Source organism: Bradyrhizobium sp. (assembly GCF_035273305.1).
Taxonomy (GTDB): Bacteria; Pseudomonadota; Alphaproteobacteria; order Rhizobiales; family Xanthobacteraceae; genus Bradyrhizobium.
This window is the reverse complement of record NZ_DATEPI010000116.1, coordinates 25395-41475: the sequence shown is the minus strand read 5'-3', so window position 1 is coordinate 41475 and position 16081 is coordinate 25395. Positions and strand designations below refer to the sequence as shown.

The 16081-nt window shown below is 61.1% G+C and carries 13 protein-coding genes; 12 read left to right on the top strand and 1 reads right to left on the bottom strand.

Annotated features, from left to right (window positions below):
* Together VJV58_RS07975 and VJV58_RS07970 are read left to right on the top strand one after the other, a co-directional pair.
* On the top strand, positions 1 to 1030 hold a 1030-nt coding region (locus tag VJV58_RS07975; protein WP_324136795.1), incomplete at its 5' end, for a xanthine dehydrogenase family protein molybdopterin-binding subunit.
* An 80-nt stretch (positions 1031 to 1110) separates the two neighbouring features.
* Positions 1111 to 1590: an FKBP-type peptidyl-prolyl cis-trans isomerase gene (locus tag VJV58_RS07970; RefSeq protein WP_324136794.1), complete on the top strand. Its 480-nt coding sequence runs from the start codon at positions 1111 to 1113 to the stop codon at positions 1588 to 1590.
* A 78-nt stretch (positions 1591 to 1668) separates the two neighbouring features.
* On the opposite strand, the gene VJV58_RS07965 is transcribed toward VJV58_RS07970, so the two are convergent.
* Positions 1669 to 1884, bottom strand: coding sequence for a CsbD family protein (locus tag VJV58_RS07965; RefSeq protein ID WP_324136793.1), 216 nt, complete (start codon positions 1882 to 1884; stop codon positions 1669 to 1671).
* Positions 1885 to 2017: 133 nt separating this feature from the next.
* Here VJV58_RS07965 and VJV58_RS07960 point away from each other — a divergent pair, with 133 nt between their 5' ends.
* From VJV58_RS07960 to VJV58_RS07915, 10 genes are all read left to right on the top strand, one after another.
* Positions 2018 to 2536 carry a cupin domain-containing protein gene (locus tag VJV58_RS07960; RefSeq protein WP_324136792.1) on the top strand — a complete coding sequence of 173 codons (519 nt, stop codon included), beginning with the start codon at positions 2018 to 2020 and terminating at the stop codon, positions 2534 to 2536.
* Positions 2537 to 2999: 463 nt separating this feature from the next.
* Entirely contained in the window at positions 3000 to 3227 is a 228-nt protein-coding gene (locus VJV58_RS07955; protein ID WP_324136791.1) for a hypothetical protein, read from the top strand.
* A gap of 57 nt (positions 3228 to 3284) precedes the next feature.
* A complete protein-coding gene (locus VJV58_RS07950) occupies positions 3285 to 4448 on the top strand; it encodes a winged helix DNA-binding domain-containing protein (RefSeq protein ID WP_324136790.1) in 1164 nt (387 codons plus the stop codon).
* Positions 4449 to 4619: 171 nt separating this feature from the next.
* On the top strand, positions 4620 to 5726 hold the full coding sequence (locus VJV58_RS07945; RefSeq protein WP_324136789.1) for an efflux RND transporter periplasmic adaptor subunit: 1107 nt from the start codon (positions 4620 to 4622) through the stop codon (positions 5724 to 5726).
* Positions 5727 to 5737: 11 nt separating this feature from the next.
* Positions 5738 to 8875, top strand: a complete 3138-nt coding sequence (locus VJV58_RS07940; RefSeq protein ID WP_324136788.1) for an efflux RND transporter permease subunit — start codon at positions 5738 to 5740, stop codon at positions 8873 to 8875.
* Positions 8876 to 8906: 31 nt separating this feature from the next.
* The gene (locus VJV58_RS07935) at positions 8907 to 9527 is read left to right on the top strand and encodes a TetR/AcrR family transcriptional regulator (RefSeq protein WP_324136787.1); all 621 of its coding nucleotides are present in this window, start codon (positions 8907 to 8909) and stop codon (positions 9525 to 9527) included.
* A 51-nt stretch (positions 9528 to 9578) separates the two neighbouring features.
* On the top strand, positions 9579 to 10202 hold the full coding sequence (locus VJV58_RS07930) for a flavin reductase family protein (protein ID WP_324136786.1): 624 nt from the start codon (positions 9579 to 9581) through the stop codon (positions 10200 to 10202).
* A gap of 198 nt (positions 10203 to 10400) precedes the next feature.
* Complete coding sequence (locus VJV58_RS07925; protein ID WP_324136785.1) at positions 10401 to 12677, top strand: acyl-CoA dehydrogenase; 2277 nt, start codon at positions 10401 to 10403, stop codon at positions 12675 to 12677.
* The gene (locus VJV58_RS07920) at positions 12677 to 13960 is read left to right on the top strand and encodes an acetyl-CoA C-acetyltransferase (RefSeq protein WP_324136784.1); all 1284 of its coding nucleotides are present in this window, start codon (positions 12677 to 12679) and stop codon (positions 13958 to 13960) included. The genes VJV58_RS07925 and VJV58_RS07920 overlap by 1 nt, the downstream gene beginning before the upstream one ends.
* 2 nt (positions 13961 to 13962) lie before the next feature.
* On the top strand, positions 13963 to 16059 hold the full coding sequence (locus VJV58_RS07915) for a 3-hydroxyacyl-CoA dehydrogenase NAD-binding domain-containing protein (protein ID WP_324136783.1): 2097 nt from the start codon (positions 13963 to 13965) through the stop codon (positions 16057 to 16059).
* Positions 16060 to 16081: the final 22 nt, after the last annotated feature.

Sequence of the window (16081 nt, the reverse complement as noted above, 5' to 3'; positions counted from 1 at the left end):
TCCGCGGCCAAACTCGATGTCCGATGGAGACTGGCTGATCGGATATGGCTGCGCCACGACTTGCTACCCAACGCAAATGGCGGCCGCGGCCGCGCGCGTTCGTTTGCAGCGAGATGGCCGTACCCGGGTCGAGATCGCCGGTCATGAGATCGGCACCGGGGCTTATACCGTAATCGGTCAGGCCGCGGCTGATAAGCTCGGCGTCCCCATCGAAAAGGTTTCGGTTTTTATCGGCGATAGTGATCTGCCGCCGGCACCAGTGGCGGGCGGCTCCAATTCCACCGCGAGTACGTGCTCGGCCGTAATGATGGTGTGCAACCAGATCAGGCAGCGCCTGTTCAAGGCCCTGAACCCGAACGAAAGCCTCGCTGACAAGGCAAAGGAAACGGTGGGGCTCGGACAGACTGCGAGTACGAGACGCGCAAACAGCGATGCTCCGCTCGACCTGGAGCAGGCGTTCGATGCGCTCGGTGTCAGCGTCGTCGAAGAATATGGCGAGTGGAAGCCGGATGGCGCGCCGGCAGACTCTTTTAGCGCCATGCACAAGGGCCAGTTGCGAATGGTCGGCGGCGACAAGATGAAGGACCGCATAGCCTATGCTTTTGGCGCTGAATTCGTGGAGGTTCGGATCAATCGATGGACGCACGAGATCCGTGTGCCGCGAATGGTCGGCGCGTTCGCCGCCGGCCATATTATGAACCCGCGGACGGCGCGTAGCCAGCTGATGGGTGGCTTGATTTGGGGAATGTCCTCGGCACTCCTTGAAGCGACTGAGCTTGACCAGCGCTACGCGCGCTACGTCAACGACAATCTCGCTGATTATCTGGTGCCGGTGAATGCGGACGTGCCCAATGTTGAGGTGATCCTGGTGCCGGAGCAGGACGACCACATCAATCCGGCGGGCGTCAAAGGCTTGGGCGAGTTGGCGAACGTCGGTACCAATGCTGCCGTGTGCAACGCGATCTTCCATGCCACCGGTCAGCGCATCCGCAAGCTGCCGGTGCGACTGGAGAATATCGAATTATCGTAGCATCCCGGGCGAACAGGCTGGCAAGACACGTCTCGCTGCGCTAGAGACACCAATTCCGGTTCGTGACGGAAGGTGCCTGAATGCGAGCTCGTCAGCATCCAAAGATGTCGATACTAGCCGCCGTGGCGCTAACGGCGGCAGCGATGACAGTTATTGCCGTGCCCTTGGCGTGTGCGCCTGACAGTGCAGCGGCGCAGACCGCAGGAAAGATCATGACCACACCTTCAGGCTTGCAGATTATCGACACCGCGGTCGGCTCGGGTGTATCGCCAAAGCCCGGTCAGACCTGTGTGATGCACTACACCGGCTGGCTTTATGAGGATGGCAAGAAGGGCAAGAAGTTCGACAGCTCGGTCGATCGTAACGAGCCGTTCGAGTTTCCGATCGGACACCACCGGGTGATCGCCGGCTGGGACGAGGGTGTCGCGACCATGAAGGTTGGCGGCAAGCGCACGCTCATCATCCCGCCTGCGCTAGGTTACGGAGCACGCGGGGCCGGCGGCGTCATTCCTCCCAACGCGACGCTGATGTTCGATGTCGAATTGCTGGATGTGAAGTAGGACTTGCAACAAAAAAAGACCGGCCCCGAAGGCGCCGGTCTTTCGAATCAGTTCTTTCAATCACTCGATCAATGTTCGTCAGAGATTCTTGTTTGCCGTCTCTGCTGCCTTATTCGCAACATCCTTTGCGGCCTGCTTGGCGTCGCCAACCGCCTTTTGTCCCTTCCCCTTGAGCTCCTGAGCCGCGCCTTCGCCTTGCATCTTGTCGGAACCGACGGCTTCGCCAACACCCTGCTTGGCCTTGCCCATGCCTTCGTTGGCGGCACCCTTGATCTTGTCTGCCGTGCTACCCATGATTTAATCCCTTCGGAACTGTTGAGCGTTGCCAAGACAACTTCGCCATGAGGTAAACGTTCCTCGCTCGTCTGGTCGGCGATCGCGATTTTAGGTAACGTGTTCGCCGGTAATTATTGCTGGAAGGCAGAAGATGACGGGCTCGCATGATCGTTCACATCCGGCCCATTCGCAGGATCGTGACGCGCAGCGTTGGAAGCACGATGGTGTCCGCGTCATTCCCGGCAATCAACTTGATCCCAATGTTCCCTCCACGCCTGGGATGGATCGCAAGGCAGCAATCAATTTCGCGCGCGTTGGGGCGCAGAAACTTTGGGCCGGCACGGTAACGATCAAGCCCGATGCCAAGACCGGCGCGCATCATCACGGCCATCTCGAGAGCATCATCTATGTGGTGAAGGGAAAAGCCCGGATGCGTTGGGGCGAGCACCTGCAATTCACCGCTGAAGCCAATCCCGGCGATTTTATTTTTATACCGCCTTACGTGCCGCATCAGGAGATCAACGCTAGCCGCGACGAAGTACTGGAATGCGTTCTGGTCCGCAGCGATGGCCAGGCGGTCGCAATCAATCTCGATATCGAGCCCGTCGAAAAGCCGGAAACGGTGCTGTGGGTCGATCCGATTCATCGCGATCCGGCGGAGTCGAAGTGAAGTCATCCAGGGAACGTGGCTTTCTGGTCGAGCTTACGACCATCGCCACGTGAGCCGAGGCTTCGGCCGAAGGCAAATCGGCCGCGTAAGAGTCGCAGCTCGCGCCAAACGTTCAATGCAATTGCTGACGTCAGCGGTTCTTCGCGCTGGCGTCGGCAGAGTTGTTGATGGCTGAATGATTAGGCGCGTGGATGCATCGGCTTTGTGTTATGACTCACGAACCAACCACTGAGATGACAACAGCCATTTTCGAGCGAAGCCGCTAGCGCCAGCAAAGCCTCGTCGCAATGCGGTCGTGGCGGCGCCGAGGTGCTGACACCAAATCGGCCAGATGCGCCTCTAAGGAACCCGCAGACAAAGCAAAACACAGCGAAGCAGCAGCGCCTTGTTTCAGCCAGCCAAGAGACCAAAGGAATATCAAGGAGCCTATCGCGCGGTTGCAGCTGACCGGCCGGGAACTTCGATGCCGATATTGATAGGCTCAGGGCTGATCGCTGCGGCTATATTGCTCTCGACCCTGGTTACGGCAGTCGGTACCCGGTTCGTCGGGATGGAAAGCCCAAACGACGAGAATATGTGGCTCGTCGATCGCCTAACGGGCAGCGTTTATAAATGCCAGGCCTCCGAGCGGGGGAAGGCATCCTGCGCCGAGATCGCGACCGGAAGTATCGGTCAGCGTGAGAAGCACTGAGCGGGGCCGTTTTTCCGGTCCTCTGAATGCAGAGAATCCGCCTACATTGTCGGGGCGATGTCCAGCGCGGATAAACTCCATCCTATGACCAAGGCCGCGGCCCGGCGTATCTGGCTCGCAGCCCAGCGGCTCGACACACAAGATCCTTTTGGCGAGGGGCCGCAGGCCGTGGCCCGTGCGGTAGAACACCTCGGCTACGTGCAAATTGACACGATCAATGTCATCGAGCGCTGCCATCATCACATTCTCTGGAACCGCATCCCCGAATATCGTCGCGCGGATTTGCGCCAGGCCCAGAGCATCGAGAAAAGCGTGTTCGAATACTGGACCCACGCGCTCTCCTATGTGCCGGCCAAGGACCTGCGTTTCTTTATTCCGGCCATGAACCGGCACAGGCGGGAAGGTCACAAGTGGCTCAGCTCGGTGAAACCGGCGGACCTGCGCAAGGTGCTGAAGCTGATCCGCCGGGACGGTCCCTTGACGATCCGTGACATCGAAGACGACGTGCTGGTCGACAAGGAGCATTTGTGGGCCAGCCGCAAGCCGTCGAAACGGGCGCTGCAACTGGCGTTCTACACCGGCGTGCTAACGATTTCAGAGCGTAACGGCATGCTCAAGACGTACGAGCTGATGTCGCGGCATTTCGGTTGGGACAAACCGCCGAAGGGTGCTTCGCCGCGCGAGGTAACCGCTTATCTGCTCGCTCGCGCGTTGCGGGCGCAGGGGGTGGTGAGCATCGATTCGATCTGCCATTTGGATGCACCGAGCAAGTCGGCAGTCCGCCGACTGGTCGAAGCGGCAGTTCGTCGAGGCGAATTGGTCCCCATCGCGCTCGAAGGTGCGGGCAAGCAGGAGCACTGGGCCCAGCCGGCGATGACCGAAATTGCCAGCACCGAAGCTCATGAGATGGTTCACATCCTGTCCCCGTTCGATCCGCTGATCATCCAGCGCAAGCGGACTCACCTGTTCTTCGATTACGAGCACCGCTTCGAGGCGTATGTGCCCAAGCACAAGCGCCAATTCGGATATTTCGCGTTACCGGTTCTGGTCGGTGACGCGATCGTCGCCGCGCTCGATCTCAAGACCGACCGCAAGCAGCGCAAACTGCTGGTGCAGAGCTGGAGCTGGGTAGGCGGCGGCGCACGGGGCGCGCGCAAGGAATCGAGGCGAAGAATCGAGGAAGAGCTGCACCGTTTCGAACGGTTTCAGCTGGCTGAATAGCTCAACATCTCGCATTTGTCTGGCCGGCGCAGACCTCCTGGGGGCCAGGCGCACACTGCTCGCCCGCGCGGGATTAACGAATCTTCACGAAATCATGATCAGTGACGAATATTGACAATCGTTACTAAACAATCGACACTCCCTACACGAAGACTGGAAAGGGAAGCTGTCATGTTCGTCCGGTCAATTTTTGCTAACTATTTCAGGCTTATGGCCGGCGTATCGCTAGCGATGATTGCAATCGCATTGGCCGGCTGCAACGAGAAGGTTGCCGAGAACCCCACGCCATCGCGGCCGGTTTTGGTGGCCCGTGTGCATTACGAGGCGGAATCGCCGGAACGGAGCTTCGTCGGCACCATCAAGCCGCGGATCGAGACCGACATGGGGTTCCGAGTACCGGGTAAAGTTGCAAAGCGCCTGGTCGAAGTCGGCCAGACCGTCGACGTTGGCCAGCCGCTCGCAACGCTCGACGACGTCGATCTCAAACTTCAGGCCGAGCAGGCCGATGCGGAACTCCATGCAGCGACCGGTGTGCTGGCGCAGGCCGCCGCCGCCGAGCAGCGCGCGAAGGAGCTGCGCACAAAAGGCTGGACCACCGACGCCCAAATGGATCAGGCCAGAGCCGCTGCCGATGAAGCGCGGGCGCGCTTGAATCGTGCCGAGCGCTCGGTCGAACTCACCAACAATTCGCTGTCCTATGCAACGCTGGTTGCTGATACCCGCGGCGTCGTTACCGCGACCCTGGTCGATCCTGGTCAGGTCGTCGCGTCAGGCCAGACCGCCATTCGCGTCGCCCGCTTTGCGGAAAAGGAAGCCGTCGTCGCAATACCTGAGACGCTAGTCGGTCGCGCCAAGGACGGTGTCGCCAGCGTGACGCTGTGGTCAGAGCCGAACAAGAAATATGCCGCCAAGCTCCGGGAGATCGCGCCCGCTGCGGACCCCGCGACCCGAACCTATTTGGCAAAATTCTCGCTGCCGGATGCCGGCGATGACGTCTCGCTTGGGATGACCGCAACCTTGACGCTGGCCGACCCCGAAACCATGAGGGTTGCCCGGCTGCCCCTGTCAGCGCTGTTCAGCACCGGCGGCGATCCTTCACTCTACGTGGTCGATGATAAGGGCGACGTGGCGCAGACGCCAGTTGCGGTCAAATCCTACGAGAGCAACGACGTCGTTATAGTCGGAGGTGTCAACGAAGGCGCCAAAGTTGTGGTGCTCGGCGTGCAGAAGCTCGATCCGACCCAAAAGGTTAGGGTCGTCTCTTCACTGTCATTCTGAGGGAGGACACGATGAAGCGCTTCAATCTTTCCGGCTGGGCGGTCAGCCATCCGTCGCTCATCCTCTTCCTCGTCATCGCGCTTGGCGCCGCCGGGTTCTTTTCTTACGAGCGGCTTGGCCGCGCGGAAGATCCGTTCTTCACCGTCAAGGTGGTGAACATCTCCGCTATCTGGCCGGGCGCCACTGCTGCCGAGATGCAGAGCCAGGTCGCGGACCCGATCGAAAAAAAGCTCCAGGAGCTGCCCTATTTCGAGAAGGTCCAGACCTATTCGAAACCGGCATTTACGGCGATGCAGGTCACCTTCAAGGATTCGACCCCGCCCAAGGACGTGCCGTATCTGTTCTATGTTTTGCGCAAGAAGCTCGCTGACGTTCAGGGCCAGCTACCTGCCAATCTGCTCGGTCCCGTCGTCAATGACGAATTCTCCGACGTCGACTCGATCCTCTATATGATGACCAGCGACGGCGCGGATTACGCGCAGTTGAAGAAGGCGGCCGAAGGTATGCGCCAGCGTCTATTAAAGGTGCCGGGCGTCACCAAAGTCGACCTTTACGGCACCCAGGACGAGAAGATTTACGTCGAGTTCTCGCACGCGAAATTGGCGACGCTTGGGATCACGCCGCAGGCCTTGTTCGATTCGCTCGCCAAGCAGAACAATGTCGTGCCAGCAGGCACAGTCGAAACCTCCTCGCAACGCGTGCCCCTGCGCGTCACCGGCGCGCTCGAAGGCGCCAAGGCAGTCGCGGAAACGCCTGTCGAGAGCAATGGCCGCGTGTTCCGGCTGGGCGATATCGCCACCGTTACGCATGGTTTCGTCGATCCGCCAAGCTTCGTCGTGCGTCAGGAGGGAACGCCGGCGCTTGGTATTGGCGTAGTCACCACTAAAGGCGCGAACATCCTGGAGCTCGGCAAAGAGGTCGAGAAGGCGACCTCCGAATTCATGGACGCGGTGCCGCAGGGCATCAAGGTCGAGAAGATCGCCGATCAGCCGAAGGTCGTCGAGCACGCCGTCGGCGAATTCGTGCACTCCTTTATCGAGGCGCTGGCCATCGTGCTGTTCGTCTCCTTCCTCGCGTTGGGCTGGCGCACCGGAATCGTGGTGGCGCTATCAGTACCGCTGGTGCTGGCGATCGTATTCATCGTCATGAATGCGATGTCGCTCGATCTACATCGGATCACGCTGGGGGCGCTGATTATCGCGCTCGGGCTGCTGGTTGACGATGCCATCATCGCAGTCGAGATGATGGTGGTGAAGATGGAGCAGGGCTGGGACCGCGTCCGCGCGGCGTCCTTTGCCTGGGAGTCCACCGCGTTTCCGATGCTGACCGGTACCCTCGTCACGGCGGCCGGCTTCCTGCCTGTTGGCTTCGCCAATTCGGCGGTAGGCGAATATGCCGGCGGGATTTTTTGGATCGTGGGAATCGCGCTGGTCGCCTCCTGGTTCGTGGCCGTGATCTTCACGCCCTATATCGGTGTCAAGCTGTTGCCGAACATCACTGTCAGTCGCAACCACGATCCGCACGCGGTTTATGAGACGCGCATGTATCGAATGCTGCGCGGTATGATCCAATGGTGCGTCGAGCACCGTGTCAAAGTCGTGCTGGCGACTGCCGGCGTGTTCGCCCTGTCGATCGTCGCGTTCGGCCACGTGCAGCAGCAGTTCTTCCCGCTCTCCGAGCGCCCGGAATTGTTCCTGCAGTTGCGGCTGCCGGAAGGCACCGCCTTCAATGTCACGGAAAAATCGGTGAAGAAGGCTGAAGCTCTGCTGAAGGACGACAAGGACATCTCGACCTACACGGCTTACGTCGGCCAGGGCTCGCCGCGGTTCTGGCTCGGGCTCAGCCCGCAACTGCCAAATGAATCTTTCGCCGAGATTGTGATCGTCGCCAAGGACGTCCACGCGCGCGAGCGGATCAAGGCTCGGATCGAGAAGGCGGTCGATGACGGCGCCCTGACCGAAGCGCGGGTGCGCGTAGATCGCTTCAACTTCGGCCCGCCGGTCGGCTTCCCCGTCCAGTTCCGGGTGATTGGGCCGGACACCAAGACCGTGCGCGAGATCGCCTATCGGGTCCGCGACGTCGTCAAGCAGAACCCGAGCGTCAAGGATCCGCAGCTCGACTGGAATGAGCAGTCGCCTTACCTGAAGCTTGTCGTCGATCAGGACCGCGCCCGCGCGCTGGGCCTGACGCCGCAGGACGTCTCCCAGGCGCTAAGCATGCTGATTTCAGGCGTACCGGTGACGACCATTCGCGACGGCATCGAAAAGGTTGCGGTCGTCGCGCGCGCTGTGCCCTCCGAGCGGCTCGATCTCGGCCATGTCGGCGATCTCACGGTGACCTCTCGCAACGGAATCGCGGTGCCGCTCACGCAAATCGCAAAGATCGAATACTCCCATGAGGAGCCGATTATCTGGCGGCGCAACCGCGATATGGCCATTACGGTGCGCGGCGATGTCGTGGATGGCGTGCAGGCCCCTGATGTCACCAGCCAGATCTGGCCCAAGCTGCAGGAAATCCGCGACAGCTTGCCACCGGCATACCGGATTGAGATGGGTGGCGCGTTCGAGGAATCCGCCAAGGGCAATTCGTCGATCTTCATCCTGTTTCCCCTGATGATGATAGTCATGCTCACCTTGCTGATGATCCAGCTGCAAAGCTTCTCGCGCTTGCTTCTGGTGTTCCTGACCGCCCCGCTCGGGGTGATCGGCGCCTCGCTCGGCCTCAATGTCGCCGGCCAGCCATTTGGGTTCGTGGCGTTACTCGGATTGATCGCGCTGGCCGGGATGATCATGCGCAATGCGGTGATCCTGGTCGACCAGATCGAGACCGACGTGTCGCATGGGTTGACGCGCAAGGAAGCCATTGTGGAAGCGACCGTCCGCCGCGCCCGTCCCGTGGTGCTCACGGCGCTCGCCGCCATTCTGGCGATGGTCCCACTATCGCGTTCGGCGTTTTGGGGTCCGATGGCGATCACCATCATGGGCGGCTTGTTCGTTGCAACATTCCTGACGTTGCTGTACCTGCCAGGCCTCTATGCGCTGTGGTTCCGAAAGACTCTTGAAGAAAGCGGCACGAGCGAACATCTTAAACTTGCGCCGCCGCTGGACCATTCACAACCTGCATTTCCGCTTGCTGCGGCGGCGGAATAATTGAACATTGAGGACACGGATCGGTGCTGAGATGACGCTGGTTTCCGAACAGATCGAAGTTGATACCAGAGAGCGGATTCTCGGGGTGGCGGAGCGTCTGTTTCGCGAAATCGGCTACCAAAAAACGACCGTCGCCGACATCGCCAAGCTGCTGCGCATGAGCCCGGCGAACGTGTACAGGTTCTTTGATTCAAAGAAGGCGATCCACGAGGGCGTCGCCCGTAGCATGATGGCCGGGGTCGAGGAGGCCGCCCAGGCGATCGCAGCCGGACCCGGCTCGGCGACCAACCGGCTGCGCGAGCTCTTGACCACGGTCCATCGGATGAACAGCGAACGCTACGTCGGCGATTCCAAGCTGCATGAGATGGTTGCGGTTGCGATGGAAGAGAGCTGGCAGGTTTGCGTCGCACATATCGAGCGGATTACCCAGACTATCGCCACCGTCATTGCTGATGGCGTAGCCGCTGGTGAATTCGACGTGCCGGACGTGCCGGTCGCGGCGATGTGCACCTGTACGGCGATGATCCGATTTTTTCACCCGCAGATGATCGCGCAAGCGGCCACCAAGCCGGGGGCATCACTCGATCAGGTGATCGATTTTATCCTCGCGGCCCTTGCGCCGCGCACCCGGAAGGGCTCCGCTGCCCGCTGAGGTCGCTAGCCACGTCCCATCCCGGAATGCCCGCACGTGAAAGTTGGAAGCGTGACTGAAAAAGAACTGCATTATTACGAGCCGGCCAATGGCCACGGCCTGAAGCACGATCCGTTCAACGCCATCATAGCTCCACGTCCGATCGGCTGGATTTCCTCGCGCGATGCCAATGGCAATATCAATCTCGCGCCGTACAGTTTCTTTAACGGATTCAATTATCACCCTCCGATCATTGGATTTTCCTCCACCTCGTGGAAGGACAGCGTTGCCAATATCGAGGCTACCGGCGAGTTCGTCTGGAATCTCGCCACCATGGCGCTGGCGCGTCAGATGAACGCCACCGCCGCGCACGTCGCCCATGACGTCAGCGAATTCAAGATCGCCGGGCTGACCGCCGTCCCCGGCAAGCGGGTCAACGTGCCCCGGGTCGCGGAAAGCCCGGTGTCCTTTGAATGCAAGCTGTCGCAGATCATTCAGCTCCAGGGCGCCGACGGCACCAAGGCGCAGGCCTGGCTCACGCTTGGCGAAGTCGTCGCGGTTCATATCGACAAGGCGTTCATCAAGGACGGCGTCTATCAGACGGCGCTCGCGCGCCCGATCGTGCGGGCAGGCCGGCGCGGTGACTATTTCGAAATTCGTCCCGAAGCCATGTTCGAGATGACCAGGCCGGACTAATTGGAGTCTGCTCCCGAGGAGGACGGGAATTTTCCGCACAGGCCGGCGACATCAAATGGCCCGATAACGATCAATTTCGCTTTATTTTCAAGTTGCCGGATTCACTGAAATCGCGCGCTTTCCGCTAAGATGAGTTGTGTTCTGGCATAGACGCGAGGCCAGGTTACGCTATTGCCCGCCCCGAGGTGAGGACATCCCATGGATTTTCAGGCCTTTCGCCGTGACATCATCACCAAGCCAATATTCTCGTGGGCGCGCCGCGTGTTGCCCGCGATGTCGGATACCGAGCGCGAGGCTCTTGAGGCGGGTGACGTCTGGTGGGATGCGGACCTCTTCACCGGCAATCCCGATTGGTCGAAGCTGCTTGCCACCGCGCCGGCGAGGCTGACGGCGGAAGAGCGTGCCTTCCTCAACGGCCCGGTCGACGAGCTCTGCGCGATGCTCGATGACTGGAAGATCAATTGGGAATGGCGCGATCTGCCGACCGAAGCCTGGGACTATATCAAGCGCGAAAAATTCTTCGGCATGATCATTCCGAAACAATATGGCGGGCTTGGCTTTTCGCCGTACGCCCATTCGGAAGTTGTGCGGAAGATTTCATCACGATCTCTGACGGCGGCCGTGACGGTGATGGTACCGAACTCGCTCGGCCCGGGCGAGCTCTTGATGCGGTTCGGCACCCGCGAACAGCAGCAGCGATGGCTGCCGAGCCTGGCCGACGGCCGCGAGATTCCCTGTTTCGGATTGACCAGCCCGGAAGCAGGATCCGACGCGGCCTCGATGATCGACAACGGCGTGATCTGTCGTGGAAACTTCGATGGACGCGAGGTGCTCGGGGTGCGCCTCAACTGGCACAAGCGATACATTACGCTTGGCCCTGTAGCGACCCTGCTGGGCCTCGCGTTCAAGGCGTACGACCCCGAACATCTTGTTGGCCCGCAAGAAGAACTCGGTATCACCGTTGCCCTGATCCCGACCCATCTGCCCGGAGTCGAGATCGGTCGTCGCCATCTCCCGGCGATGCAGGTGTTCCAGAATGGTCCGAACTGGGGCCGCGATGTGTTCATTCCCATGGATTACATCATCGGCGGCGAGGCACGGCTCGGCCAAGGCTGGAAGATGCTGATGACGGCGCTGGCGGCCGGCCGCGGCATCTCGTTGCCTTCGCTTTCGGCTGCTGGCGCAGCCTATGCGGCGCGAACCTCGGGCGCTTATGCGCGCATCCGCGAGCAGTTCAACGTTCCGATCGGGAAATTCGAGGGCATCGAGGTGCCGCTCGCCCGCATTGCCGGCACCGCGTATCTGCTCGATGCGGCGCGTCGACTGACCTGTGCGGCGCTCAATCAAGGTCATCATCCCGCGGTCATTTCCGGGATCATGAAGCTGCAGGCGACCGAGCGGATGCGCCTTGCGATCGACGACGCGATGGACATCCATGCCGGAAAGGCTGTGATCGACGGCCCGCAAAACTACATGGGCGCTCTTTATCGTTCAGTGCCCGTCGGCATCACCGTCGAAGGCGCCAACATCCTTACCCGCAATTTGATCGTATTCGGGCAGGGCGCGATCCGTGCGCATCCGTTCATGCTGGAGGAGATGAACGCGCTCGGCGAACAGGATCCAGCCAAAGCGCTGGATGCCTTTGACAAGGTGTTCTGGAAGCATGTCGGCCACAGTATCGCGACATTGTTCCGGGCCTGGGGCCGGAGCTGGACCGGCGGCGCGTTCGCAACTGTGCCCAACGCCGGACAGGCCACGGGATTCTATCGCCAGCTCTCGCGCTACTCGGCGGGATTCGCGCTCTGCGCGGACATGGCGCTGTTGACGCTTGGCGGCGCGCTAAAGCGCAAGGAAATGCTCTCGGCCCGTTTCGGCGATATCCTGTCCGAACTGTATCTGTTATCGGCGGTCCTGAAACGCTGGCAGGATGAGGGTCGGCAGCCGGCCGATTTCGCCGCGCTGGAATGGTGCATGGCCAGCGGCTTTCGGACGATTGAGTGCAGTTTCGCGGAAATCCTGGCGAACCTGCCCAATCGCTTCATCGCTGTCGTCCTGAAGTTCCTGATTCAGCCGTTGGGCGCGCGCGTGCTCGGTCCCTCAGATCAGGTGACCCATCGATGCGCGCAGCTGGTACTGGAGCCGTCGGAGGCGCGCGATCGCCTGACGCCCGACCTGTCGCATGTCGAAGACGATCGCGGCCTGGCGCGGCTGGAAAACGCGTTCCGGTTGGTCAGCGCAGCCGAGGACATCGCCCGAAGAATGCGCGCCGCTCATATTCACGATTGGAGGGAGGCGGTGAAGAAAGGCGTCGTCACGCAAACCGAGGGCGATCAGCTTGCGGCGGCTCACGAAGCCGTTGCGAAGGTGATTGAGGTCGACGACTTCGCGCCCGAGGCGTTGTCGCCGATTTACAGGAAGCCGGGCGACGTGCATCAGTTCTTTCAGGAGCTTGGTGAACAAAAGGCGGCAAGCTGATGGCGCGGCCGGTCTTTATCGTCGATGGCAGCCGGACGCCGTTCCTCAAAGCGCGTAGCGGGCCGGGGCCATTCACGCCGGTCGACCTCGCGGTGCAGTGCGGCCGGCCGTTGCTCGCTCGGCAGCCCTTTCCCCCGTCGGCGTTCGATCAGGTCATCCTCGGCTGCGTCAACGTCATCGCGGACGAGATGAATCCGGCACGGGTCGCCGCGTTGCGACTTGGTATGGGCGAGGCGATGGTCGCTTTTACGGTGCAGATCAATTGCGGCTCCGGCATGCAGTCGGTCGACACCGCTTATCAATATATCCGCGAAGGCGCGTCCGAACTGATCCTCGCCGGCGGGGCGGAAGCGCTAAGTTATGCGCCGCTGGTCTGGCCGCAGCAGGGCGTGCGTTGGTTCGCGGGGCTGGCCGGCGCCAAGGGACTGCTCGCCAGGATCGCGGCGCTATTGAAAGCTCGGCCAGCCTATTTCAAACCGGTGATCGGGTTGGAGCGCGGGCTTACCGATCCGATTACCGAACTTAACATGGGACAAACTGCCGAAGTCGTGGGTCATCTCTTTGGCATCACCCGAGCCCAATCGGACATTTACGCCGCCGAGAGCCATAAGCGGCTGGCCAACGCCCAGGCAAAGGGTTTTCTCAAAGGCGAAGTCGAAATCGCGTTCGCTCGCGACGGCAAGTTCTACGATCATGATGACGGCGTGCGGCCGGACTCCTCGCCGGAGACGCTTGCAAAACTGAAACCCGTGTTCGAGCGCCCATGGGGACAGGTCACCGCCGGCAATTCGTCCCAAATCACGGACGGCGCGTCATGGGTGATCCTTGCCTCTGAAGAAGCGGTCACCAGGTACGGGCTCACGCCGAAAGCCGTCATCGTCGACAGCCAATGGTCGGCGCTTGACCCCAGTATCATGGGCCTCGGGCCGGTGCTGTCGGCAACCGAAATCTTGAAGCGCAACAAGCTGGCGCTCGGCGACATTGAGACTTGGGAGTTGAATGAGGCGTTCGCGACCCAGGTGCTCGGGTGCCTTGCCGCTTGGAGGGACGAGAAGTTCTGCCGCGAGATTCTTGGCCTTGAGGCTGCTGCCGGGCAGATCGACCTCGCCCGGCTGAATGTCGATGGCGGCGCGATCAGCCTCGGTCATCCCGTCGGCTGCAGTGGCAACCGGATCGTGCTGCATCTGGTCAATGCCATGAAGCGGCTTGGCACCAAACGGGGGATCGCGACCGAATGTATCGGGGGCGGGCAGGGTGGCGCCATGTTGATCGAGACGGTGTGACGATGGACTCACGCATCAAGGAAGTCCTCGCGGACCGCGTGCTCGAGCTCGGGCCGAAGCCTGCGGCCGACGGTCCTTATCGCAATTTCAAGCTGACTCGCGACAGCGATGGCCTTGCCTGGCTGCTGTTCGACCGTGCCGGCGCCAGCGCCAACACGCTTTCGGCTGAGGTGATTGAGGAGCTCGACCTGGTGCTTGCGGCGCTGGAGGCCGAGCGGCCCGCGGGAGTTGTCGTTCGCTCGGCCAAGAACTCCGGCTTTATCGCTGGCGCCGATGTCAACGAGTTTCGCGGCGCAACCGATTCCCGCCTCGTCGAAACGGCGATTAGCCGAGCGCATGCCGTAATCGATCGCCTGGAAGCGCTGAAAATTCCGACCGTCGCCGTCATTCATGGCTTTTGCCTGGGCGGCGGCCTTGAAGTCGCGCTCGCCTGCCAATCGCGCATCGCGATCGAAGGCGCGCGGTTTGGTTTTCCAGAGGTTATGCTAGGCCTGCATCCCGGCCTCGGCGGCACTGCGCGCTTCACGCAGCTGGTCAACCCGATCCAGGCAATGCGGCTGATGCTGACCGGAAAGATTGTCGATGCGCGAGCGGCGAGGTCGCTCGGGCTGGTCGATGCGGTCACTGAGGAGCGGCATGTTCGCAACGCCGTCAGGGATGCGGTGTTCGGCCGCTTGAAACGCGCGCGGCCGGGCATCTTGAACACAGTTCTGAAGTTTGCGCCGCTGCGGGGCTTGCTAGGCTCGCGGATGCGCAACGAGGCCGAAAAAGCCGCGCCGCGCCAGCATTATCCCGCGCCCTATGCATTGATCGAGCTTTGGGAAAAGCACGGCGGCGACAGGCACGCGATGCTTGCGGCCGAAAAGACCTCGTTCGCCGGACTGATGGTGACGCCGACGGCGCAGAACCTGATCCGGTTGTTTTTCCTGCGCGAGCAGATGAAAAAACTGGCGGGAAGCGATGCCAACGTGCGCCATGTTCACGTTATCGGCGCCGGCGCGATGGGCGGCGATATCGCGGCCTGGTGCGCACATCAGGACCTGCGGGTCACACTGTCCGACATGAAGCCGGAGCCCATCGCCGGCGCGGTAAAGCGTGCCTCGGATCTGTTCGGCAAGATCATCCGCAAGCGCACCGACATCCGCGACGCGCTGGACAGGCTCGTTCCGGATCTGGACGGCGAGGGCGTGCGCAACGCCGATTTGATAATTGAAGCCGTTCCCGAAAAGCTGGAGCTCAAACAGAAAGTTTATGCCGGGCTCGAACCCCGGATGAAACCGGACGCGATCCTGGCCACAAACACGTCCAGCATTCCGCTGCAGGATTTGAGGGCGACCGTGCAACGGCCGGAGCGGCTGGTCGGATTGCATTTCTTCAATCCCGTGTCCCGATTGCAACTCGTTGAGGTCGTGAGCCATGACGGCAGTGATCCGCTGGTACTCAAGCGGGCGCTGGCCTTTGTCGGCGCGATCGATCGGCTGCCGCTACCGGTCAAGAGCTCGCCGGGCTTTGTCGTGAACCGCGCGCTAACGCCTTACATGCTCGAAGCCATGCTGATGCTCGACGAGAACATCGACAAGCTCACGATCGATACCGCGGCTGAAAACTTCGGCATGCCGATGGGTCCGATCGAACTCGCCGATCAGGTCGGGCTCGACATCTGTCTTGCGGTCGGCGACATGCTGCGCTCGAAGTTCGGCGATCTTCTGCCACCCGCGCCGGCATGGCTTCGCGACAAGGTCGCTCGGGGCGAACTCGGCCGCAAGACCGGCAAGGGCTTCTATACCTGGAAGGACGGCAAGGCCGAAAAGAAGCCAACCTCGACGGAAGCCGCGCAGCCAAGGCCCGAATTGATCGACCGCCTGGTGCTGCCGATGTCCAACGTGTGCGTCGCCTGCCTGCGCGAAGGCATTGTCGAGGACTCAGATCTCGTCGATGGTGCCATGATTTTCGGGACGGGCTATGCGCCGTTCCGCGGCGGTCCTCTGAATTATGCTCGAGGCCGCGGGCCGGAGAACGTGGTATCGGCCTTGCGGGGGCTGGAGCAGAAGTTCGGCGGGCGCTTTGCGCCGGATGCTGGTTGGGACAGTTTCAAATGATATCTTGCGATTTAGATGCACG